The organism is Streptomyces sp. NBC_00234 (assembly GCF_036195325.1).
Lineage (GTDB): Bacteria > Actinomycetota > Actinomycetes > Streptomycetales > Streptomycetaceae > Streptomyces.
Map to the genome: position 1 here is coordinate 3,257,915 of NZ_CP108101.1, position 22,458 is coordinate 3,280,372.

Sequence of the window (22,458 nt, forward strand, 5' to 3'; positions counted from 1 at the left end):
GCGTAGCCGCCCCGTACGGAGGGCCCGCCGCACCGATCTCGGTGCGGCGGGCCCTCCGTCGTCGTGCGGGGACTCAGCGCACCCCGCGCAGCCTGCGCCACGGGGTGAAGGTGAACACCGCGCCGCCGAGCAGGATCGCCGTACCGGCGACCAGCCCGAGCGCGCGCAGTGCGCCGTCGTCCTCGGCCCCGGTGTCGGCGAGACCGCCGCCGGAGTCCGTACCGCCGGCGGACGCCGCTCCGCCGCCCGAGGTGCCGCCCGAGGCGCCGCCCGGCTGGGCCGCGGTGTCGAGCTCCAGTGACGGGGCCACCGATCCCTTGACCTTGCAGGGGATGTTGATCTTCGACGATCCCAGGGTCACGTCGATCGTCAGGGTGCCGGGGCTGAGTGTGGACTTCCCGGACGCCCCCGGCTTGTAGGTGCCGGTCATGTCGGCCAGATCGACCGGCTTGCCCTGCTCCAGCGGTTCGGCGTTGGCCGGGCCGGTGACCTTCACCGAGCCCTTGTCGGCGCCGCCGACGGTGACGTCCATGGACGGTTTGAGCGCACCGGCGGGCAGCGCGGCGGGGCTGTCCATCACGCCCTTGGCCGTCTTGACCGTGAGTGCGTAGCTCCCACCGTTCTTCTTGGCGTTGATCGTCACCTTGGAGGCGATGCCGGCCGGTCCGGGGGAGGTGCAGGCGAAGTTGACCGCGACCTCCTTGCCGGGGAAGTCCGTCTGGCCGCTGCCGCCGCCGGAGGCGGTACCGCCCGCGTCGGAACCGCCCGAGGTCGTGCCACCCGCTGTCGTACCGCCTGCGGTGGTACCTCCCGCGGTGGTACCACCGGCCGTCGTACCGCCCGCGGTCGTACCACCGGCCGTGGTGCCGCCCGCGGTCGTACCACCGGCCGTCGTGCCGCCCGATGTCGTACCGCCGCCTCCTTCCGTCACCTTGATCGTGGCGCCCGGCTGGACCGCCTCCTTCGGGGAGCACTTGGTGTCCGTGGAGATCGGCTTGGACACGTTGATGGTGTAGCCGTCCGGCGTCAGCGTGAGATCGCCCGCCTTCTCCAGCTTCAGCGTGCCCTTCATGTCGGGCAGCACCATGGGACTGTTCTTGGGGATCGGCGGGTTCTGCCGGGGGCCTTCGAGCTTGAGTTCACCGCTCGCCGCCCCGCCCAGCTTGATCGTGCCGGTCGGCTTCACCGTGTCCTTGTCCAGGTCCAGGACGTCGGGGTTCTTGGAGGCGGCCTCGACCGTCTTCCAGACGACCTCGATCTCGTCTCCGACCTTGGCCTCCGCCGGAGCGGTCAGCTGCACCTTGGTGGTGCCCTGGACGGGTGGCAGTCCGGAAATCGCGGGCGGAATGCACTCCGTCGCGTACGAGACGTCGGCGGCCTGGGCTGGACTCGCGACCAGCAGAATCCCCGCCCCGCCGAGCATCAGCGCGACTCCTGCCGCGCTCATCCTCCGTTGCGTGCTCACGAATGTCCCTTCGTCGTGGGTCTGTTCTCTGACGGTGCGGAATCCGGGGTGAACCACGGCAGCGAGGCCGTGGTCGTGGTGCTCACGGGCGGCGCCGCCCGCATACGCCGCCGGGGACGGTGACGCGGGAGGCGCGGACGGCTCGCGGCGGGGCGGGGGCGCACCTTGTCGACGACCGCCATGCCGATACGGAAGACGGCGGCGGGCACGACGACGCACAGCAGGATCCAGAAGAGCGTGACGCCCCAGGGGCGGCCCACCCGCCACGGCTGCTCGGCCAGCACCTTCGTCCCGTACCGCACGGAGACCTGGTAGTCGCCGTGCGCGCCCGCGGTCAGCTCGACGGGCAGCTCGATCTGCGCCTTGCGGCCGGGTGCGACGGTGCCGCGCCACTGCCGTTCCTCCCACTGCGGGGCGTAGACGCCGTGCGCGGTGCCGATCTCGAACACCGGGTCCTTCACCGGAGCCGAGCCCAGGTTGCCGACGGTGAAGACCAGCTTCCGGGAGGCCGGGGCGCCGAACCAGGTCAGCAGTCCGCTGTCGCCCGCCAGCCGGGTGGTCGCCAGCACGGCGAGCCTGCCGCCTCCGGTCTGTTCGGGCAGCGGGGCGGTCGGGTGCCCCGCGACCGTGAACACCGCGTCGGCCGTGGCCTGTTCACCGGTGACCGTGGCGACGTGCACCACGCACGGGCAGGGCACGGGCGGCTCGGCGACCGGCATCTCCTTGGTGAAGGCGCCCGCCTTGTCGGTGGTGACGGCGCGGCCGTCCGCGTTGGCACAGGAGTTGGTGCCGCCGATCACGCCCTTGGCGGGCGTGGCCCGTCCGCAGATCAGCATCATCAGCAGGGTGCCGGGACGCCAGTCACGGCCCTTGACCGTGATGTCGCCGCCCTTGCCCGCCTGTTCGGCGGAGAGCGTGACAGTGGGCCCGTCCGCCGCGACGGCGGCGGGGGCGGCGGGCAGGAGCAGGAGGACGGACAGCAGGGCGGGCAGCAGGGCGAGGAGCCCCACGGCTGCCCGGCCGCTGCCGCGCCGGAGGGGTGCCGGTCCGGTCTTTCCGGTCACGAGTGCGCTCCTGCCTTCACCAAGTGCCTGTCGGGGGAATCCGGTTCACCGGACGAGGACCGGCCGGGCGGATCGTCGCCCGGTGCCGTGCCGCGTCCGCGTCGCCGCCATGCGTACGCGCCCGCGCCGGCCGCGGCGAGCACCGCCAGGGCGCCGCCGGTCAGCGGGGCCCAGGGGACGTACACCGCCGCTGCCGACGCCTCACCGCGTGCGCCGCCCGCCGCCGTGACGCTCAGCCGGACCGTGACGCGGTCGAGGGCCGGGGCGTCGGGCCACGGCTCGGTCAGTTCCACCCGCTGCCCCGGCAGGAGCTCCAGCGGGAGTGTGCGGGCCTGGCGCCGGGGGAACGCGCCGGTCAGTCCGTCCGCGGTGACGGCCAGGCGCGGTACGAGAGCCGCGTTACCGCGGTTGACGAGGGCGTAGCGGATGGTCCGCCCGGACAGGGAGACGTCCTCGACGGTGAGCGCCGCCAGGGTCGGCCCGCTCACCCGCAGATGCACGCGCACGCCCACCTCGCGGCCCCCGCTCACGGCGAGGACGGCGCCGGGGTGGTCACCGGGCGTCGCGCCGGGCGGCACCGTGACGGCGAAGGGGACCTCGGCGCGGGTCCTGGGCGGTACGGTCACCTCGCGCGAGGCGAGCCGCAGCCAGGAACCCGTACCGGTGGAACGCTTCGCCCCGCGCACGGCGAAGCCGCCGCCCTCGGTGTTGTACGCGTCGGCTCCCCGCAGGCGCACGGTGATCTCGGTGCGCCCGGGATTGGCCACCGAGAGGCGGTCCTCCAGTACGGTGCCGGGCGCGCCCTCCAGGTAGAAGTACGGCCGGCCGCCGTCGCTCGGCCGCGCGCCGCCACCGGTGGGCCCGGCGGACCAGCCCGGGGTGGCGGCGTCCCGGCGATCGGCGCCGGACGCCGGGGTGACGGCGAAGGCGCACAGGAGTACGGCGAGCGCCGCTCGGGCGGCGTGACCGGTCGACAGCGACATGGGCGGCTCCCTGGTGCGGGTGCGTGCGGGGTGTGGCGTCCTGGGCGCCCGTGACCGGGCACCCTCCGGGTGCGGTGCGGGCCTCAGCCCGTGGCCCGCTGCCCCCGCCTGGTCAGCCACAGCACTCCGGCCGCACCGGTCAGCAGGACCGTGCCGCCGAGCGTGCCGAGCGCGGCGGCGGAGTCGAGCGGGCCGGTCTTCGGCAGTTCGCCGCCGCCCGCCGGGGCGTTCTGCGAGGTGGCCGCGCCCGCCACGTCGAGTTCGAGCGAGGGCTTGGGATTGTTCTTGGGCGTACAGGTCGTGGTCGTACCGAGCGCCTTGATGGTGAGCACACCGGCGGTGAAGGTGACCTTGCCGGTCTTCTTCGGGGTGTACGTACCCGACAAGTCGCTGATCTTGATGGGGGTGTTGGCGGGGATGGCCGCCGTGTTCGCAGCGCCGGAGACACTGACCTGCCCGCTCTCGGCGCCGCCCAGCTTGATCACCGCGCTCGGCTTCATGGCGCCCTTGCCCAGTTCGACCGGACTGGACGAGACGCCCTTCTGGAAGGACATGGTGAGTGTGTAGCCGGATCCGCTCTTGACGCCCTTGATGTCGATGGGCGACACGGCCCCCTTGGGGCCGATCGGCGTCTGGCACTGGTAGTTGACGTCCACGACCTCGGCGTGGGCGACGGGCGCGGCCATCAGCACCACCGAGCCCGCCACCGCGGACACCGCAGCGAGAGCTGTCCTCTTCTGGTTCGACACCTCGAGTTCCCCTCATGCCGGGAGTCGCCGCGCGGGCCGTATTCCGTACGGCCGCGATTTACTGACGACGCATCAGATCGGCGCCCAAGGTACGCCTGGGGCCTTTTGGAGGGAAGACAAAAGAGCGCACCGATCCGGTGCGCTCTTCGGGTGGACGAATCCGGGCACGGCCCGGCGGGAAATCAGGCGGGCGCGGCCAGCTCCGCCCAGACGGTCTTGCCCGGCTCGTCGGGAGTGCGCATGACACCCCAGTCCAGACAGAGCCGCTGCACGATGAACATGCCGTGACCGCCCGGCCGCCCGGCACGGTGCGGGGTGCGCGGCGCGGGCTGTCCCGCGCCCCGGTCGACGACCTCGACCCGCAGCACCTTCGGCGTGCAGGCGATACGGAGCTCCTCAGGACCCTCCGCATGCAGGCAGGCATTGGTGACCAGCTCGGAGACGACCAGCAGCACGTCCTCGGCGGCGGCACGCCGGTCGGCGCCCACGGCCGGGAGCCAGCCCCAGTCGTGCAGTGCCTGCCGGGCGAAATCACGGGCCATCGGCACAATGCCGCTGGCCTGCCCCAGCGAGAGCGTGCGCCACTGCCGGTCCTCCGGAGCGGCGGAGGCTGCGCCTGCGTCGTCCGGCTCGCGGCCGAGGCCGCCCGGCGGATGCTGCCGGGTGGTGCTCATCAGCGCTTCACCTCACCGATTCACCGTGTCGCCATCGAACAGATACTGATCAGATACAGAGTGTGCGAGCCCTCAGGACGCCACCGGGGTGTCTCCTGCCCGGCTGAATCGTGACAACACCCACTTGGTCCACGCGATCGCGTGACGAGTGCGACACCCGGGGTGCCCGGGGCGTGGATGCGCAGGTCGCGGTCAGGATTCGAGAGCGTCTTCGACGGAGTCGTGGACGGTGAAAACCGCCTCGGCCCCGGTGATCTCGAAAACCCTCGCCACGACGGGCCGCATGCCGGCCAGATGCACGCCGCCACCGGCCGCCTCCGACCTGAGCCGGGCGCCGAGAAGCACGTTCAGCCCCGTGGAGTCACAGAACTCCAGTCGCGAGCAGTCGACCACCAGGCGCACACGCCCTTGCTCGACCGCACTCTCCAGGGGTTCGCGCAGCAGATCGGCGGTGTGGTGATCGAGCTCACCCACCGGCGTCACAACCTCGCTGCGCCCCTCGGTCCGGACCTCGACATGAAGCCGACCCCGGTTCGCACTGCCGACCGTCCCGCGGTCCATGCCCGTTCCTCTTCGTCGTCCGTCACCGTCCGCGCGGGTACCTGCGCGGCCGTCTGCGTAGCCGTCGCCGACGTTCGTAAAACAGTACGCGTTCCGTTCGCCACGCGGTAGCCGAAGACCCGAACAAAGCGGACAAAGCGCTGTATTTGGCGCTTGTAAGTCGCAGTAGGAACCGGGTAAGGGTAGGGGGATACCGATTTTCGTGGCTTTGGAGGCGCCGCTTCACCGCAGGAACACGTATGGGCATCGGCAGCCATATGCCGAGAACGATGGAGGAGAAGCATGTCACCCCGGCTCGACGAACCGCGTACCCAGAACGCGCCGTCGATATGTCCTCAGGGACCGACCGATTCCGACTCCCCTGCCGCGATCGCCGTACCCGGCCCGCGCACCAGCACCACCAGCAGGACCTGCAGGACCCTTACGACCGGCACGAACGAGAGCGCCGACAGAACCGACGTCCCCGCCGCCCAGTACGGCGAGGGGCCGGAGGAGCTGGACGGCCTGGAGGGACTGCCCGAGATCCCGCCCTACGCGGAAGTGGGCCCCCTGGACGCCAGGGCGCTGTCGAAGACGCTCTTCGCGCGGCTCGAATCCCTCGAAGAGGGCACCCACGAGTACGCGTACGTGCGCAACACGCTCGTCGAGCTGAACCTGGCCCTCGTCAAGTTCGCCGCCTCACGGTTCCGCTCCCGCAGCGAACCGATGGAGGACATCATCCAGGTCGGCACCATCGGGCTGATCAAGGCGATCGACCGCTTCGAGCTCAGCCGCGGCGTCGAGTTCCCGACCTTCGCGATGCCGACCATCATCGGCGAGATCAAGCGCTTCTTCCGCGACACCAGCTGGTCCGTGCGCGTCCCGCGCCGCCTGCAGGAGCTGCGGCTCGACCTGGCCAAGGCGGGCGACGAGCTCTCCCAGAAGCTGGACCGGGCGCCCACCGTGGCCGAGCTCGGCGAGCGCCTCGGCATCACCCACGACGAGGTCGTCGAGGGCATGGCCGCGAGCAACGCGTACACCGCCAGCTCGCTGGACGCGAAGCCCGAGGAGAACGACCACGAGAGCGCCCTGGCGGACCGGCTCGGCTACGAGGACAACGGGCTCGAAGGCATCGAGTACGTGGAGTCCCTGAAGCCGCTCATCGCCTCGCTCCCGCTGCGCGACCGCACGATCCTCTCGCTCCGCTTCGTCTCCAACATGACGCAGTCGGAGATCGGGGAGGAGCTCGGCATCTCGCAGATGCACGTCTCGCGGCTGCTCTCGCGGACGCTGGTCAAGCTCAGGAAGGGCCTGACCCTGGAGGAATGACCTGCCGCTCCGGGCGTCGACGGCCCGGCACCGGTGAAGCCTTGCGGAAGGACCTGCCCGACAACGGGCGGGTCCTTCCGCATGTGTGACGGGCTGTCACGGCACGGTCAGAGCGTGCGCTCTCCGCGCTGCCAGACCGCGCTGACCAGGGGAACTCCCGGCCGGTAGGCGAGGTGGACGTGGCTCGGGGCGTCCAGGAGGACGAGATCCGCGCGGGCGCCCCGGGCGATGCTGCCGACGTCCGTACGACGCAGCGCGGCGGCGCCGCCCGCGGTGGCCGACCAGAGGGCCTCGTCCGGCGTCATGCCCATGTCCCGTACGGCGAGGGCGATGCAGAAGGGCATGGACGAGGTGAAGGACGAGCCCGGGTTGCAGTCCGTGGAGAGCGCGACGGTGGCGCCCGCGTCGAGGATGCGGCGGGCGTCGGGCCAGGCGGCGCGGGTGGAGAACTCGGCGCCCGGCAGGAGCGTGGCGACCGTGTCGCCCTGGGCCAGCGCGTCGATGTCGGCGTCGGTCAGGTGCGTGCAGTGGTCGGCCGACGCGGCGTCGAGTTCGACGGCGAGCTGGACGCCGGGGCCGTAGCTCAGCTGGTTGGCGTGGATGCGCGGGTGCAGGCCCTTGGCGCGGCCCGCGGTGAGGATGGCGCGGGCCTGGTCGCCGTCGAAGGCGCCCTTCTCGCAGAAGACGTCGATCCAGCGGGCGTACGGGGCGCAGGCGTCCAGCATCGGCCCGGTGACCAGGTCGACGTAGCCGGCCGGGTCGTCGGCGTAGTCGGGCGGTACGACGTGGGCGCCGAGGTAGGTGACCTCCTCGGTGTGGTCGGCGGCGATGCGCAGGGCGCGGGCCTCGTCCTCGACGGTGAGGCCGTAGCCGGACTTGGTCTCGAAGGTGGTGGTGCCCTGGCGCGCCGCCTCGGCGAGATAGCGCGCGACGTTGGCGGCGAGCTCGTCGTCGGAGGCGGCGCGGGTGGCGGCGACGGTCGTCCTGATGCCGCCCGCGGAGTAGGCCAGGCCGGACATCCGGGCGTTGAACTCCTGCGTGCGGTCACCCGCGAAGAGCAGATGGGAGTGGGAGTCCACGAAGCCGGGGATCATGGCCCGGCCGCCCGCGTCGACGGCGTTGTCAGTGGCCGGTGCTTTGCTTGATTCACCGGTCCAGACGACGCGGTCGCCCTCGATGACGACGGCCGCGTCCCGGATCAGGCCCAGGGGGGTTCCGTCTCCGAGGGAGGGGTCGTTGGTGACCAGGCCGGCGATGTTGGTGATGGCGGTCGTCGTCATGGGGAGGCTGTTTCTCCTTGCGCGAGGGGCCGGGGGGTCCGGGATCAGCCGTGCAGTGCGGCGATGGCCGAGGCGAGTGCCGTGGATACGTCCGGGATCCGGGTGTGGTGACCGTCCCGGACGATGTGACGGCCTGCCACGACCGTGTGCCGCACATCAGCGGCGGAGGCGGCGAATACGACGGCTTCGGCAGCCAGCCGGGGCACCGGTCCCGCTGTTCTGACGGAGTCCAGGGCGACGGTGGCCAGGTCGGCGGGCGCGCCGGGTTCGATGACGCCCGCGTCGGGGCGGCCGAGTGCGGCGTGCCCGTCGGCGGAGGCCGCCCGGAGCAGGGCCGCAGCCGTCCAGTGGCCCCGGATGTGGGTGCGCAGCCGCTCGTTCAGCTCCATCGCGCGGGCCTCTTCGAAGAGGTCGATCACGGCGTGGCTGTCGCTGCCCAGCGAGAGCGGGGAACCCGCGCGCTGAAGGGCGACCGCGGGTCCGATGCCGTCGGCGAGGTCGCGTTCGGTGGTGGGACACATGCAGGTGCCGGTGACCGAGGAGCCCAGCAGCTCGATGTCCTCGGCCGTGAGGTGCGTGTTGTGGATGCCCGTGGTGCGGGGGCCGAGCACCCCGTGGTCGGCGAGGAGCCGGGTGGGGGTGCGTCCGTGGGCGGCGAGGCACGCCTCGTTCTCCGCGATCTGCTCGGAGAGGTGGACATGGAGCGGAGCGTCCCGCTCCGCGGCCCACTGGGCGACGGTGGCGAGCTGCCCGGCCGGCACGGCCCGTACGGAGTGGATGGCCGCGCCGATCAGCGCGTGGTCGTCGCCCTTGAGGAGCGAGGCACGCTCGGCCCAGGCGTCGGCGGTGGTGTCGGAGAAGCGGAGCTGGTGGTGGCCGGGCTTCTCGCCGAATCCGGCGGCGAGGTAGGCGGTGTCCAGCAGGGTGATGCGGATTCCGGCCTCGGCCGCGGCGGCGACGAGCGCTTCGCCCATCGCGTTCGGGTTGGCGTAGGGAGTGCCGCCGGGCGCGTGGTGCAGATAGTGGAATTCGCCGACCGAGGTGATCCCGGCGAGGGCCATTTCGGCGTACGTCGCGCGGGCCAGGTCGTAGTAGGTGTCGGGGGTGAGCCGGGAGGCCGTCCGGTACATCAGCTCGCGCCAGGTCCAGAAGGTGCCCGAGCCCACCTGGACGCCGCCGCGCAGGGCCCGGTGGAAGGCGTGCGAGTGGGTGTTGGCCAGCCCGGGCAGCGTCAGTCCGCGCAGCACCGTGGCGCCGGGCGGGGGTGTCCCGACGCCGGTGCGTACACCGGCGATCCGCCCGCCGGCCACGTCCAGGGTGACGCCCGGCTCGACGTGGTTGCCGAGCCAGGCGTGGGAGAGCCAGTAGGTGACGGAGGCGGGGTCGCCGCCCGCCCCCGCCGGGGCGGAGGCGGCTGCTTCCGTCCCGGTCGGCGGATCGGCCGGGGTCGGCTCGGTCGTCAGCGGCACGCGAGGCCCTCCAGTACGTCGGCGAGTGCGATCACACCGGCCACGCAGTCGTCCTCGGCGGCGAATTCGGCCGGCGAGTGCGAGATCCCGGTCGGATTGCGGACGAACAGCATGGCGGTAGGCACCGAAGCGGACAAAATACCCGCATCGTGCCCGGCTCCGGTACCGAGGACGGGCAGGGCGCGGTCCGTGTCGTGGGACGGCCGCCCGGTGAGGATCTTGGCGATCTCGTCCCGCAGGGCGTGCTCGAACTCCACCACCGGGGTGACGGATTCCCGTACGACGTCGAGATCGATGCCGTGCCGTTCCGCCTGCTCGCGGGCGGCGCGCTCGATGCCGGTGACGACGGTGTCCAGGGTGGCCTGGTCGGCGGCGCGGGAATCGAGCCAGCCGCGCACGAGGGAGGGGATCGCGTTGACCCCGTTCGGCTCGACCGAGATCTTCCCGAACGTGGCCAGAGCGCCCGCGAGCTCCGCCTCCCGACGGGCGGCGAGCACGGTCTCGGCGTACGTGAGCATCGGGTCGCGCCGGTCGGCGAGCCGGGTGGTGCCCGCGTGGTTGGCCTCCCCGCGGAAGTCGAACCGCCAGCGCCCGTGCGGCCAGATCGCGGAGGCGATGCCGACCGGGTCGCCGGTGAGGTCGAGGGCGCGCCCCTGCTCCACATGGAGCTCGACGAACGCGCCGATACGGGCGAGCCGTTCGGGGTCCGGGCCGATGGCGTCGGGGTCGTACCCGGCGGCCTCCATGGCCTGCGGCAGGCTCACGCCGTCACCGTCGCGGAGCCGGTGGGCGTTCTCGACACTCAGCTGCCCGGCGGTGAGCCGGGAGCCGACGCAGGCGAGCCCGAAGCGGGCCCCCTCCTCGTCACCGAAGTTGGTGATGGCCAGAGGCTTGGCGAACTCCACTCCCCTGCGGCGGAGTTCGTCGAGCGCGGCGAAGGAGGAGACCACACCGAGGGGGCCGTCGAAGGCGCCGCCGTCCGGCACGGAGTCGAGATGCGAGCCGGTGACGACGGCGTCCCCCGCGAGGGGGTCACCGAGCCAGGCCCACTGGTTGCCGTTGCGGTCCACCTCGCAGTCGAGGCCGCGGGCCTCGGCCTGCATCCGGAACCAGAGGCGGCAGTCGGCGTCGGCCCCGGTCCAGGCGTAGCGGCGGTAGCCGCCGGACTCGGCGTTGCGGCCGATGTTCCGCAACGACGCCCACATCGCGTGGAAGGTGGGGCTCACGCGGCGGTCCCGTCCGTGCCGGACGCGTCGCCCGTGCCGGACGCGGAGCTCGTGCCGGACTCGGCGTCCGGGCCGCCCTCGCGCATCGGGACCCTGACCCCGCGCTCCGCGGCGACCGACTCCGCGATGTCGTAGCCGGCGTCGACGTGCCGGATGACACCCATGCCCGGGTCGTTGGTGAGCACCCGGCGGATCTTCTCGCCCGCGAGCTTCGTACCGTCGGCGACGGTGACCTGCCCCGCGTGGATGGAACGGCCCATGCCGACACCGCCGCCGTGGTGGATCGACACCCAGGACGCCCCGGACGCCACGTTGACCATGGCGTTCAGCAGCGGCCAGTCGGCGATCGCGTCGGAGCCGTCGAGCATGGCTTCGGTCTCGCGGTACGGCGAGGCGACCGAGCCGCAGTCCAGGTGGTCGCGGCCGATGGCCAGCGGGGCGACCAGTTCGCCACTGGCGACCATGTCGTTGAAGCGCTCGCCGGCCTTGTCGCGCTCACCCTGGCCGAGCCAGCAGATCCGGGCGGGCAGGCCCTGGAAGTGGACCCGCTCGCCGGCCATCTTGATCCAGCGGTGCAGCGACTCGTTCTCCGGGAAGAGTTCGAGCATCGCCTTGTCGGTCTTGTGGATGTCGGACGCCTCACCGGACAGCGCGGCCCAGCGGAAGGGGCCCTTGCCCTCGCAGAAGAGCGGCCGGATGTACGCGGGCACGAAGCCCGGGAAGTCGAACGCCCTGCTGTATCCGGCGAGTTGCGCCTCGCCACGGATCGAGTTGCCGTAGTCGAACACCTCGGCGCCCGCGTCCATGAAGCCGACCATCGCCTCGACGTGCGCGGCCATCGACTCCCGGGCCCGCTGGGTGAAGTCGGCGGGCTTCTCGGCGGCCAGCGCGGCCATGTCGTCGAAGTCGACACCGAGCGGCAGGTAGGCGAGGGGGTCGTGCGCGCTCGTCTGGTCGGTGACGATGTCGACCGGGGCACCTTCGGCGAGCATGCGGGGCAGCAGTTCCGCCGCGTTGCCGAGCAGGCCGATGGAGAGCGGGCGCCGCGCGTCGCGCGCCTCGACGGCCAGCTGGAGCGCGTGCTCCAGGTTGTCGGCCTTCACGTCCAGGAAGCGGTGCTCGATCCGGCGCTCGATGGCGCGCGGGTCGCAGTCGATACAGATCGCGACGCCGTCGTTCATGGTCACGGCCAGCGGCTGGGCGCCGCCCATGCCGCCGAGCCCGGCCGTGAGGGTGATCGTCCCGGCGAGCGTGCCGTTGAACTTCTTCGCGGCGACGGCGGCGAAGGTCTCGTACGTGCCCTGGAGGATGCCCTGGGTGCCGATGTAGATCCACGACCCGGCGGTCATCTGCCCGTACATGGTCAGACCGAGGGCCTCCAGGCGGCGGAACTCCTCCCAGTTCGCCCAGTCGCCGACCAGGTTGGAGTTGGCGATCAGGACGCGCGGCGCCCACTCGTGGGTCTGCATGACGCCGACCGGCCGCCCGGACTGGACGAGCATCGTCTCGTCCTGCTTGAGCGTCTGCAGCGTACGGACCATGGCGTCGAACGAGCGCCAGTCGCGGGCCGCCTTGCCCGTGCCGCCGTAGACGACGAGCTTGTCGGGGTGCTCGGCGACCTCGGGGTCGAGGTTGTTCTGCAGCATGCGGAGGGCGGCTTCCTGCTGCCATCCCAGGGCGCTCAGTTCGGTACCGCGCGGTGCCCGTACGGGGCGGGGTCCTGACATGGCAATGCCTCCTCGCGAACGTGAATCTTCTATTCACATCCTGAAGGTCTGAATACTTGTAGTCAACAGGTGCGGTCCACGCCACGCCCGGGCAGACGTGTCTCACCACACTCCCGGGGAGGAATCCGTGACCACGACGCGCACACCCGAACCGCCGGCCACCGCGGAAGAACCGCCGCTGAAACGGGCGATCGGCCCCAGACTGCTGATCCTCTTCGTGATCGGCGACATCCTCGGCACCGGCATCTACGCCACCACCGGCAAGGTCGCGGGCAAGGTCGGCGGGGCCCTCTGGCTGCCGTTCCTGATCGGGTTCGTCGTCGCGATCCTGACGGCCGCCTCGTACGTGGAGCTGGTCGGCAAGTACCCCAAGGCCGCCGGGGCCGCGCTCTACACCCAGAAGGCTTTCAAGGTCCCGTTCCTGACCTTCGTGGTCGCCTTCATGGTCATGTGCTCGGGCCTCTCGTCCGCGAGCGCCGCGGCCCGCGCCTTCAGCGGCGACTACCTCGGCGAGTTCACCACCGCCGTACCGCCCACGCTGGTCGCGATCCTCTTCATCCTGATCCTCGCCGCGATCAACCTGCGCGGCGTCGCCGAATCGGTGAAGGCGAACGTCGTCCTGACGATCGTCGAGGTCACCGGCCTGCTGGTGATCCTCTCGATCGGCGCCTACGCCGTCCTGGCGGGCGACGGCCAGCCGTCGCGGCTGACCGAGTTCGAGGGGAGCGGCACCGGCTTCGCCCTGATGACGGGTGTGCTCGGCGCGACCGCGCTCGGCTTCTTCGCGTTCGTCGGTTTCGAGGACTCGGTGAACATGGCCGAGGAGACCAAGGACCCGGTCCGCACCTTCCCGCGCGCCATCTTCATCGGCGTCGCCGTGACCGGCACGATCTACGTGCTGGTGGCCCTGGTCTCCTCCCTCCTGGTCGACCACCGCACCCTGGAGGGATCGAGCGGCCCGCTCCTGGAGGTGGTGAAGGCCGGCGGCATCGACTTCCCGCCGAAACTCTTCGCGCTGATCGCCCTGTTCGCGGTCACCAACTCCGCCCTGATCAACATCATGATGGCCTCGCGGCTCTGCTACGGCATGGCCAACGAACGCATCCTGCCGCCCGCCATGGGCCGGGTCCTCGCGAAGCGCCGCACCCCCTGGGTCGGCATCGTCTTCGTCTCCGTACTCGCCATCGGTCTCGTCACCACCGGCGAGATCGAGGGGCTCGGCGACACGACGGCCTTCCTCCTGCTCTGCGTCTTCGCGGTGGTCAACATCTCCGTTCTCGTCCTGCGCAAGGACCGGGTGGACCACCATCATTTCCGTACGCCGACGGCCCTGCCCGTACTCGGAGCGATCACGGCCCTGATCCTGGCCAGCCCGATCGCCGACCGGGACGCCGACGTCTACATCAGGGCCGGGGTGCTGCTGCTGATCGGGATCGGCCTCTGGGTGGTCAACAAGATGGTGATGACCGCCCGCGGCAGGACCTGACGCCTCCGGAGACCCTCTCTACACGGTCGTCCGCATGTACCAATGGAAAATGCCAGAACTCCCCCTCGACGCCGCCACGTTGCGTAACCTCTGGGTCACAGCCGTACGCGACGTCGGGAGGGGAGTCCGCGTGCCCGGAATCGACGAGTGCCTGCTCGAAGTCATGAAACTGCCCGGTGCCCGGGGCGCCGCGGTGGTCGACTGGACGAGCGGCCTCGCCCTCGGTACCGCCGGTGAATCACCCAACGGCGATCACGAGGCCACGGCCGCGGAGACGGCGGAGGTGGCACGGATGGCGGCGGAACAGCCCGCGTTCGCGCTCTCGCCGCCCGAAGCGACGGCCGCACAGAGGCCGGGCCCGCCGGTCGAGGACGTCATCATCACCACCCGCGGCGGCTACCACATACTCCGCTTCGTCGAGACGGCCTTCGACAGCAGCGTCTTCCTGCACCTCTGGCTCGACCGGGCGGACGGCAACCTCGCCCTCGCCCGTCTGCGGCTCGGCGAGATGGCGGAGCGGCTGGTCCTGGCATGAGACCGACCACCGCGGGTCCCGAGGAGGACACCGCGCGGCGCTCCGCCCCCTCCCCCATGCTCCAGCGGCTGGCGGCCGAGCGCGCCACCGGCGCCCTGATGCGGGACCGCGGCACCCTCTACCTCGCGGACGGCAAGGTGGTCCACGCCGAGAGCCCGTCCACCCCCGGGATCGACATCCTGCTGACCACGGGCGGGACCCTGCCCCACGAGGGCTGGTGGGACGCGGTAGCCCAGGCGGGCGCCGGGCAGCGGGTCGGCCGCTATCTGGTGGACAGCGGCCATGTGCCGGGCGGCGCACTGGAGTTATGCCATCTGGGCGCGCTGTACGACGCCGCGTTCTTCGCCCTCGCCCCGACCCGGACCCCGGCCAGATTCCGCTACGGCGTCTCGCACTGGATCGGTCCCGTCCGCCCCGTCGCCGTCGACGCCGTGCAGCGCGAGACGCTCAGGCGCCGGGAGCTGCTGGACCGGATCTGGCCCGAGCCGCTGACCGACACCGCGCCGGTGGCCCGGACGGCCCATCCCGTGGACGCGCCCGTCCCACCCGGCCGGCGCCGCGTCCTGGAACTGGCCGACGGAGTGCGCACGGCCTCGGACATCGCCCAGGAGCTGGGCCGTTCGGCGTTCCACGTCCTCGTCGACCTGCGGCGGCTCGCGGCTGCCGGACTGGTCCGAGCGGTCCGGCAGGGCACGGAGCCCTCCGCCACGGCACCCGGCCGGGTCGCACTGCCCGAGGTGACGGCCGACCCCGACGTCGCCCTGTTGCGCCGGCTCCGAGACGCATTGGAGGCCCTGTGATACGCGCGCTCAGACAGCGTGCCGGGAGGAGACAACTGATGGTGCCCGAGGCCGAAGTGCAGGATGTCCTCGACGAACTCCAGCGGCTACGGGCCCGCGTCCCCCTTCTCTCCGGCGCGCTGGCGGCCAGCACCGACGGGCTGGTCGTGGCCCAGGACACTCCGGGCGTGGAAGCCGAGGGAGTGGCCGCGCTGACCGCGGCCGCGCTCGGCGTGGCCATCCGGATGACCGACGCCACGGGCCGGGGCGACTTCCGCGAACTGCTGGTACGCGGCCGGACCGGCTACATCGCCACCTACGCGGCAGGTACCTCCGCCGTCCTCACGCTGCTGGCCGAGGACCGCATCAACGTGGGCCGGCTCCATCTCGAAGGCCGTCGCGCGAGCACCCGTATCGGCGAGCTCATCGACACGGCACTGGCCCGGCCCGACCGGCCCGCGCCCGCCACGGGCGCCCCGCAGCCACGCACCCCGCAGAACGGCCCTCTGCCGCAGCGCCCCACCCCCTAGCGGCCACGTCCCGGCCCGCCGGGACGGACAGACCCTCACACAGGAATCGGCGCCGGTCACCCCGACCGGCCAGGGAAAGGAACGAGCACCATGGCGAACACCGAAGCGTCACTGAAGGAAGCGATGACGTCCATCGAGGGCACCACCGGTGTCGCCCTCGTCGACTACACGAGCGGCATGGCTCTGGGCACCCTCGGCGGTGGCAAGGACTTCAACCTGGAGGTCGCGGCAGCGGGCAACACCGACGTCGTACGCGCCAAGCTCCGCACCATGGAGCACCTCGGTATCCAGGACGAGATCGAGGACATCCTCATCACGCTGGGCACCCAGTACCACCTGATCCGGCTGCTCAAGACCCGTGGCAACAACGGGCTGTTCCTCTACCTCGTGCTGGACGCCAGCCGCGCCAACCTGGCGATGGCCCGCCACCAGCTGAAGAAGATCGAGGCCGATCTGGACGTCTGACGCCGCTCACCGGGGGCGCCGCAGCGGGCGCGGCGCCCCGGCCGACACCTCGCCGGTCCGCCCGGCGAACGGACCGCTCCTCCACGAACGGACCGCTACTCGACGAACAGACCGCGCGCGGCGGCCCGCGCGTCGAACTCCTCCAGCCGGGCCTGCGCCTCCGGCAGGGCGTCGCACATGGACTCCAGCAGCACCCGCCCCAGCAGCATCGGCGCGCACGCGGTGTCGAAGGCGAGCCCGGTCCCGACGGCGGCCGGGATCAGCAGATCACTGTGCTTGGCGACCGGGGCGAAGGCCGAGTCGGCGACAGTGACCACCGTCAGCCCCTGCTCCTGGGCGTACGCGAGTCCATCCACGACCTCCCGGGGATGGCGCGGCAGCGCGAAGCACATCAGCGCGGAGGCACCGGCCCGCCGGACCGCGTCGATCCGGTCGAACAGCGCACTGCCGCCCTCGTCGAGCACCCGGACATCGGGGTGCACCTTGGCGGCGAAGTAGCCGAACCCCCGCGCCTGCGAGGAGGCGGCCCGCAGCCCCAGCACGGGCAGCGGTCGCGAGTCGGCGAGCAGCCGGCCCGCCCGCTCCACCGGCCCGGGGTCGGCGAGCAGCTCGGTCAGATGCTGAAGGTTCTCGATCTCGGCCCGGACGGCCTGCTGGTACTCGTTGTACGTGTCCTCGGCGACCGGAACCGTCTCCGCGGGGGCGGGGGCCACCTCCCGCAGGTGCCTGCGCAGCGCGGGGTAGCCGTCGAATCCGAGCGCCACGGCGAACCGGGTGACGGACGGCTGGCTGACCCCGGCCAGGTCGGCCAGCTCCACACTGGACAGGAACGGCGCGTCACCGGCCCTGCGCACCATGGAGTGCGCGATCCGTCGCTGGGTGGGCGTGAGCCGATGCCCCTCGAAGAGCCGCTGCAAGCGCGCAGCCGGGGTGCTCCCGCTCATGCTGATCCTCCAGAGATCCGCCGCGCCGGTCCGGCGCCGGCAAAATCCATTCAGCCAGCAAGCGGCCTGTATGTCCATATACAGACGCTCCCCTTGGCGGCCCGTGCCGCGGGCTATCCCTCGCGGGCGTAGGTGTGGACGGTGCCGTTCGACTCGTCGTGGATGCTGATCACGTACCCCGCGGAGAAATCGGCCTTCCGCTCCTCACGGAGAAAGCCGCGTACCCGGGTGTCGATGTTCTGCCAGAACCTCTCGTCCTGCCCGGCGGACTCCGGCTCGACGGAGACGACGACCTCCGCCTCGCCCCGGCCTCCCGCTCCGAGGAATATCTCCGTGACGTGCTGGGAGCTCGTGGAGTCGGTGGTGTGCGAGCGGAACTCGTCCGCGAGGTCCACGGCGCGGGCTTCGGCCGCCACCGCCGCCGAGGCGGACAGACTTCCGGACTCCCCCGACCACCGTCCGGCGGCGAATGCCGCTCCCAGGAGGACGAGGAGCGCCCCCGCGATCAGAGCGCGGCGCGACGTGTTCATGAGCTCTCGCACTTCTCGGTCGGAGTGGTCGTCACCCGGCGCACGGCGTCGGATGCCGCGCCGAAGGTGAAGGAGAAACAGCGATAGGTCCTGGAGTGCGAGCCGCCGAAGATGCTTCTGGCCGGGAACTCGGCGAAGAACCTGAGGACGGCGACCAGGGAACCCTCCTTCTCCCTCGCGGAGAGGAAGACGGCACCGTAGCGCTCCCCCGTGCGCCGCAGCACCTCGCGGGACGGCGGGCCGGGTCCCGTGTCGTCGAGCACCTGGTTCAGGAACACCTGGGCCGTGGCGGCCGTGCGGTGCCGGGCCACCTCCTCGGCGCGGGCGCCGTCGCGCTGGAAGCCGTGCACGGTGTACAGCAGGAAGGCGACGGCGCAGAAGGCGATCGCGAGGGGGACGACGAGCGCGAGGAGGCATCCACGGCGCAGGGCGACGCGGCCGGACCGCGTCGCCCCACCGTGATCGGAGGATTCCCGGATCACTGCCCCCCGTGCCCGAAAGTGGCGCAGGGCTTACGTGTCATCACGGCCCCTGCGTCATGAACGCCTGGGCGTAGGCGGTGGTTCCGAGCTTGTTCGGGTGGTAGCTCTCCCGGCTGAGGCAGGTACCGCCCCAGGGCCACACGCAGACGGACGGACCGTCGCCGTGGCCGAAGTCGCCCTCGCCGTTGGGGCCGGCGACGATGCCGTTGATGCCCTCCGGATCGTCACAGACCCGCTTGCCCTCGAAGGCCGCCTGCGGAGACTTGAACGTGACGCCGAGCGCGTGCATCTCGGTGGCCAGCGCCTTCTGCTTGTCCTCGAAGTACTGCGCCATCCTGTTGATGATCTCGCCCTGGGTGGGCGTGAGCAGTGCGGTGCAGTCGAGGTTGTTGCTGAAGAGCGCCGGATACCCCATCAGCATGATGGTGGCGTTCCGCGCCTCGCTCTCGATGCTCGTCAGAGTATTCCTCGTCTCCGTGATGGCAGCGTCGATGTCGGACTTCATCGAGTCCTCGGAGGGACACCAGGTCGTCGCGCACTCCTGGAGCTTCTGGTCGAAGCGCACGTCGTTCCCGCCGATGGTCAGCATCACCAGGGTGGTGTCGTCACTGAGCGCCCCCGACTCCGTCTGGACCTTCTCGTGGAAGTTGCCGTCCTGGCCCCACCCGTTCGGGTATCCGCTCACCTGCCAGGTCTTGGCACCGGAACAGGCGGTGAACTGGAAGTCGAGGGAGGGGTCGTTGCCGTCCGCGAGCGTGGCGACCGTCTGACTCTGTCCCGGCAGCGTCACCTTGCGGGGCCAGGCGTTCTCGCTGCGGCGGCAGCCGTTCCAGGTGTCCTTGCCCCAGTGGAGGTTGGTGGCCTCGTAGTAGTCCCCCGCGCCCTCGCCCGAGGTGTAGGAGTCACCCATGGCGACCACCATGTGCTGGGGCTTGGCGGCCAGCGGCTGGACGGCGACGGCGTCCCAGGCGATGTCCTCGTCCGCGGTGCCGTCGTCCGTCTCGTTGTCGAGGACCACCTGGGGGATGCCGTCGAAGCGGTACACGCCCAGGGCCACCCAGGTGTTCTTCCGGTGCCGGGTGTTGATGTAGCGGTCCCGCACCCCGTCGGCCGTGTGGATCCGGTAGTGCGCCTGCTGGGTGTGGGCTCCGGTGTCGGGCAGATGGACGAGGACGCGGGCCCACTGGTTCAGGCTCTTGTTCAGGGTCCAGGTACCCGTGATCCCCATCTCCGTGCTGCGGTGCGCCGAATCGCGACTGTGGGCGAACCAGAAGTGGGAGCCGAAGCCGCCGCCCACCTGCTGGAAGTCCTCCTTGCCCTCGTACGTCGTGTTGTTCTCGGCGAACTTCCAGGTCAGACTCCCGGAGCTCGTCCAGGACTTGGAGCAGTCGCTCCGCATGGACGGCACGCCCGGGGCGACGTCGTCGATGACGAGCGCGTTGGACGGCAGGCCGTCGAGCGTGCAGGCCGGAGCCCCGCTGTTGCCCCGTCCCGGTTCGACGCGCAGCGTCTTGTACGTGAGGGTCTCGAAGCCACAGGTGCCGCTGCAGTCCGTCCACCTGGCGTTGTCGTCGTACCAGTGGTCCCCGTAACAGGCTTCGGTGGTGCACACGGGGGGCTCGACGGGGCTGCAGTCGTTGGCGTCGTTGCAGAAGGCGTACAGCGGCGGCTTGATCGCCTGGGTCCGCAGGAGCGTGCTGTTCCACCAGGCGGGCTGGTACCCGTGCGTGTTGCTGTCGTCTTCCACACCGGAGTCGCTGTACGCGCGGCCGGTGTCGATGGGGAACGCCGCCCAGCCCATCACCTTCTCCGGGTACGGCCACAGCTGCGGCTTCGCCGCGTCCGCGTAGCTGTTGTTGTCCAGGAAGGCGTTCCGGTCGGCCGGGTACTTCGGGTTGGCCGGGTTGTTCAGCCACCCCAGGCCCCACTTGCCCGCCGAGTCAGGGGTGTTGAAACCGAGGTTGTAGTTCCAGACCGCGGCGAACCAGTTCTCGATGTTCTGCGGGTCGTCGTCATTGATCTCGACGCGCTGCCCGTCGGTGTGGAGCTCGTTCCACTTCTTGGCGAGCGTCTGCGCCGCGACGGCGACGTTGGCCGCGTAGTCGAGAGCGATGGCGCGCTGCTGGGCGGCGGGGAAGGGGGCCGGCTTGTCCGGCTGTGCGCTCATGCCGTCGGTCTGCTGGCCCATCCCGTAGCCGCAGTCGGCCTTGCCCCAGTTGACCGTCCAGTACTTGTCCGGGTCGTAACCGGGCGTACCGGGATAGATGTTGGTGCCGTAGAAGTTGCCCACCAGCGGGTTTCCGGTCTGGCCCGGCAGGACGTGGTGGGTGGCCTGCCACAGGTTGGACTCCTGGGCCAGGACGCCCAGCAGCACCTGGGCCGGGATCCGCGCACCCGCCGGCGCGTCCTTCAGTGCGGGCAGCGGGAACATCGTCGACGGCGAGACCGACGAGCCGAGGCCCGCCTGGGAACGCCAGCCGCCCTGCTGGAGGTAGCCGCTGGTGAGGTTGCCCCGGACCGCCATGTCGGCGGCCCACTCCACCTGGTTGGGGGTGGGCTGCAGAGCCTGCTGGCTGGGGTCGTTGCGCGGGACGGCGCAGGTGGCCTCCGGGTCGTACGTCGTCGTCGACGAGTCGACCGCAAGGGCCCCGGCAGCGGCTGTCCGGGGCTGGACGGCCTCCGCCGCACCCTGCTTCCCGGCGGAGGAGCTCCGGACGGCACCCTTCAGCGCGGGCGACTGCTTCTCCGCGGCCGGTGCGGTCTCGCCCGGGACGGTGAACTCCAGTTCCTCGTCCGACTGCGGGATACTCGCTTCGATCCGGTACGGGACGTGGCCCTCGTCGGCACGGGCCGCGAGCGGGTCCGCCACGTGCGTGCGCAGTCCGGCGGAGACTGCCTTGTCCACGACCAGCCGGCCGTGGGAGGAGACCGTGGTGCCGGCGTCGGCAACCAGGCGCTTGACGCCGGAGGGCAGCGGGGCCACGTCCTGCGGCGTGCCGGTGAGGAAGAGACGGCCTCCGGTGCCCGCGGAGAGTCCGACCTTGCCGGCCTCACCGTGCGCGAGGGTGGTCAGCCTGTCGCCCACCGCGCGGCGGACGGTGACCTTCTCCCCCTTGAGGTCGAGGAAGCCGACTCCGCCGGCGCTGTCGGGGTGCAGACGGAAGGCGGGACCCGAAGTCCTGGCGATCAGCTCGGTCCTGCCGTCGGCGGCGACCCGCGTGAGCCGGTTGCCGAACGCCGCGACCGTCTCGTCCCCGACCGGGACGGCCGAGGTCGCCTCGCCCTTCACGGTGAGCGTACGGGTCACCTTGCCGGTGACCGTGTTCAGGCGGAGCAGCCGGGTCTCGCCCACCTGCTCGTCGCCGGACTGGGTCAGTACCGCCGTCTCCCCGGCGCCGCACCCGGGGTTGAAGTAGGCGAGGGAGACCTGGTCCCTCAGCTTGGTCACCTTGCGGGTGTCGAGATCCACCACGGCCGCGAAGGCTCCGCGGTCGAACAGCGCGGCCTCGTTGGTGAACGCCCGGGGGGCGTACGTGACCACGGCGCGCTTGCCCGAGCCGGTGACACAGACATTGCCGATCCACGCGTCGGTGTCGAAGCCGTCCTCGCGCAGGGTGGCGGCCTCCTGCCACTGGTAGGCCGTGGCGCTGGCGGCGACCAGGAGGTGCAGTCCCTGGGCGTCGCCGACCACGGTGACGGCCCGGTCGTCCGAAGTGCGCCAGCCCTTCGGGAGCTTGCTGTCGGGCTGCTCCACCTTCGACGGGGCGTCCGGGCCGCCGGTCTCCACGTCGGGCGTCGCGGCGGGGGACTTCTTTCCGTCGGGTTCGTCGTCGGCGCGCTGCTCTCCGGCCGCGGATATCGACTCGCCGCCCGGATCGTTCGGCAGGGCCGATGCGTACGCCGGCAGCAAGGACGCGGTCACGGCCACTGCAGCCACGGCCGCCCAGCGCATGCGCTGTCTTCGGATTCTCATGCCACCCTCTGGTGTCGATGGGGTCCATGGGATCGATGGGGGTCGATCCAAGAAAGGCTGAATCGTTCCACGCCGACGGGGACGGAAGGAGGGAATCCGCAGGCCCAGGGGGCCGGTGACGCAAATACGCCAGCGGTCCGCGCGGCATCGTGATGCCGGGGACGGCCACCACCGGGACAAACAGGGGGGTTAGCCCCACTGACCCGGGCGCCCCGGCTTCGTACCGTC

20 protein-coding genes are annotated in these 22,458 nt (G+C 71.3%); 6 read left to right on the forward strand and 14 right to left on the reverse strand.

Annotated elements, in window-relative coordinates; translation table 11 throughout:
• Nucleotides 1-73: 73 nt before the first annotated feature.
• From OG230_RS14080 to OG230_RS14105, 6 genes are all read right to left on the reverse strand, one after another.
• Nucleotides 74-1,447, reverse strand: a complete 1,374-nt coding sequence (locus OG230_RS14080) for a hypothetical protein (protein WP_328910542.1) — start codon at nucleotides 1,445-1,447, stop codon at nucleotides 74-76.
• Between the two features lie 14 nt (nucleotides 1,448-1,461).
• Nucleotides 1,462-2,529: a hypothetical protein gene (locus OG230_RS14085; RefSeq protein ID WP_328910543.1), complete on the reverse strand. Its 1,068-nt coding sequence runs from the start codon at nucleotides 2,527-2,529 to the stop codon at nucleotides 1,462-1,464.
• Nucleotides 2,526-3,512: a hypothetical protein gene (locus tag OG230_RS14090; protein ID WP_328910544.1), complete on the reverse strand. Its 987-nt coding sequence runs from the start codon at nucleotides 3,510-3,512 to the stop codon at nucleotides 2,526-2,528. The genes OG230_RS14085 and OG230_RS14090 overlap by 4 nt, the downstream gene beginning before the upstream one ends.
• A gap of 83 nt (nucleotides 3,513-3,595) precedes the next feature.
• The gene (locus OG230_RS14095; RefSeq protein ID WP_328910545.1) at nucleotides 3,596-4,261 is read right to left on the reverse strand and encodes a peptidase; all 666 of its coding nucleotides are present in this window, start codon (nucleotides 4,259-4,261) and stop codon (nucleotides 3,596-3,598) included.
• Between the two features lie 182 nt (nucleotides 4,262-4,443).
• Nucleotides 4,444-4,935, reverse strand: a complete 492-nt coding sequence (locus tag OG230_RS14100) for an ATP-binding protein (protein WP_328910546.1) — start codon at nucleotides 4,933-4,935, stop codon at nucleotides 4,444-4,446.
• Between the two features lie 192 nt (nucleotides 4,936-5,127).
• Nucleotides 5,128-5,496: an STAS domain-containing protein gene (locus tag OG230_RS14105; protein WP_328910547.1), complete on the reverse strand. Its 369-nt coding sequence runs from the start codon at nucleotides 5,494-5,496 to the stop codon at nucleotides 5,128-5,130.
• A gap of 282 nt (nucleotides 5,497-5,778) precedes the next feature.
• Here OG230_RS14105 and OG230_RS14110 point away from each other — a divergent pair, with 282 nt between their 5' ends.
• Nucleotides 5,779-6,804: an RNA polymerase sigma factor SigF gene (locus tag OG230_RS14110; protein WP_328910548.1), complete on the forward strand. Its 1,026-nt coding sequence runs from the start codon at nucleotides 5,779-5,781 to the stop codon at nucleotides 6,802-6,804.
• Between the two features lie 107 nt (nucleotides 6,805-6,911).
• Here the strand turns inward: OG230_RS14110 and hutI are convergent, their stop codons facing one another.
• Genes hutI through hutU form a run of 4 tightly spaced genes read right to left on the reverse strand, consistent with a single transcriptional unit; the run spans nucleotide 6,912 to nucleotide 12,506 of the window.
• Nucleotides 6,912-8,084, reverse strand: a complete 1,173-nt coding sequence (gene hutI, locus OG230_RS14115) for an imidazolonepropionase (RefSeq protein WP_328910549.1) — start codon at nucleotides 8,082-8,084, stop codon at nucleotides 6,912-6,914.
• Nucleotides 8,085-8,128: 44 nt separating this feature from the next.
• Entirely contained in the window at nucleotides 8,129-9,553 is a 1,425-nt protein-coding gene (locus tag OG230_RS14120; protein WP_328910550.1) for a formimidoylglutamate deiminase, read from the reverse strand.
• A complete protein-coding gene (locus OG230_RS14125; RefSeq protein ID WP_328911396.1) occupies nucleotides 9,544-10,758 on the reverse strand; it encodes an allantoate amidohydrolase in 1,215 nt (404 codons plus the stop codon). The genes OG230_RS14120 and OG230_RS14125 overlap by 10 nt, the downstream gene beginning before the upstream one ends.
• Before the next feature lie 17 nt (nucleotides 10,759-10,775).
• On the reverse strand, nucleotides 10,776-12,506 hold the full coding sequence (gene hutU / locus OG230_RS14130) for a urocanate hydratase (protein WP_328910551.1): 1,731 nt from the start codon (nucleotides 12,504-12,506) through the stop codon (nucleotides 10,776-10,778).
• Between the two features lie 127 nt (nucleotides 12,507-12,633).
• Between hutU and OG230_RS14135 the strand changes: the two genes are divergently transcribed.
• The 5 genes from OG230_RS14135 (at nucleotide 12,634) to OG230_RS14155 (ending at nucleotide 16,301) form a co-directional block, all read left to right on the forward strand.
• Nucleotides 12,634-13,992: an APC family permease gene (locus OG230_RS14135; RefSeq protein ID WP_328910552.1), complete on the forward strand. Its 1,359-nt coding sequence runs from the start codon at nucleotides 12,634-12,636 to the stop codon at nucleotides 13,990-13,992.
• A gap of 130 nt (nucleotides 13,993-14,122) precedes the next feature.
• Nucleotides 14,123-14,527 carry a hypothetical protein gene (locus OG230_RS14140; protein ID WP_328911397.1) on the forward strand — a complete coding sequence of 135 codons (405 nt, stop codon included), beginning with the start codon at nucleotides 14,123-14,125 and terminating at the stop codon, nucleotides 14,525-14,527.
• Nucleotides 14,524-15,327 carry a helix-turn-helix domain-containing protein gene (locus tag OG230_RS14145; RefSeq protein ID WP_328910553.1) on the forward strand — a complete coding sequence of 268 codons (804 nt, stop codon included), beginning with the start codon at nucleotides 14,524-14,526 and terminating at the stop codon, nucleotides 15,325-15,327. The genes OG230_RS14140 and OG230_RS14145 overlap by 4 nt, the downstream gene beginning before the upstream one ends.
• Before the next feature lie 38 nt (nucleotides 15,328-15,365).
• Nucleotides 15,366-15,836 carry a roadblock/LC7 domain-containing protein gene (locus OG230_RS14150; protein ID WP_328910554.1) on the forward strand — a complete coding sequence of 157 codons (471 nt, stop codon included), beginning with the start codon at nucleotides 15,366-15,368 and terminating at the stop codon, nucleotides 15,834-15,836.
• A 90-nt stretch (nucleotides 15,837-15,926) separates the two neighbouring features.
• Nucleotides 15,927-16,301 (forward strand): hypothetical protein, encoded by a 375-nt coding sequence (locus OG230_RS14155; protein ID WP_328910555.1) that lies wholly within the window; start codon nucleotides 15,927-15,929, stop codon nucleotides 16,299-16,301.
• Nucleotides 16,302-16,396: 95 nt separating this feature from the next.
• On the opposite strand, the gene OG230_RS14160 is transcribed toward OG230_RS14155, so the two are convergent.
• The 4 genes from OG230_RS14160 to OG230_RS14175 all read right to left on the reverse strand — a co-directional run bounded on the left by OG230_RS14160 (nucleotide 16,397) and on the right by OG230_RS14175 (nucleotide 22,230).
• Complete coding sequence (locus tag OG230_RS14160) at nucleotides 16,397-17,218, reverse strand: MurR/RpiR family transcriptional regulator (protein WP_328911398.1); 822 nt, start codon at nucleotides 17,216-17,218, stop codon at nucleotides 16,397-16,399.
• A 140-nt stretch (nucleotides 17,219-17,358) separates the two neighbouring features.
• A complete protein-coding gene (locus OG230_RS14165; RefSeq protein ID WP_328910556.1) occupies nucleotides 17,359-17,775 on the reverse strand; it encodes a hypothetical protein in 417 nt (138 codons plus the stop codon).
• Nucleotides 17,772-18,257: a hypothetical protein gene (locus tag OG230_RS14170; protein ID WP_328910557.1), complete on the reverse strand. Its 486-nt coding sequence runs from the start codon at nucleotides 18,255-18,257 to the stop codon at nucleotides 17,772-17,774. Before OG230_RS14170 ends, OG230_RS14165 begins: the two co-directional genes overlap by 4 nt.
• Nucleotides 18,258-18,297: 40 nt before the next feature.
• Nucleotides 18,298-22,230, reverse strand: a complete 3,933-nt coding sequence (locus tag OG230_RS14175) for a golvesin C-terminal-like domain-containing protein (RefSeq protein ID WP_328910558.1) — start codon at nucleotides 22,228-22,230, stop codon at nucleotides 18,298-18,300.
• Nucleotides 22,231-22,458 lie beyond the last annotated feature (228 nt).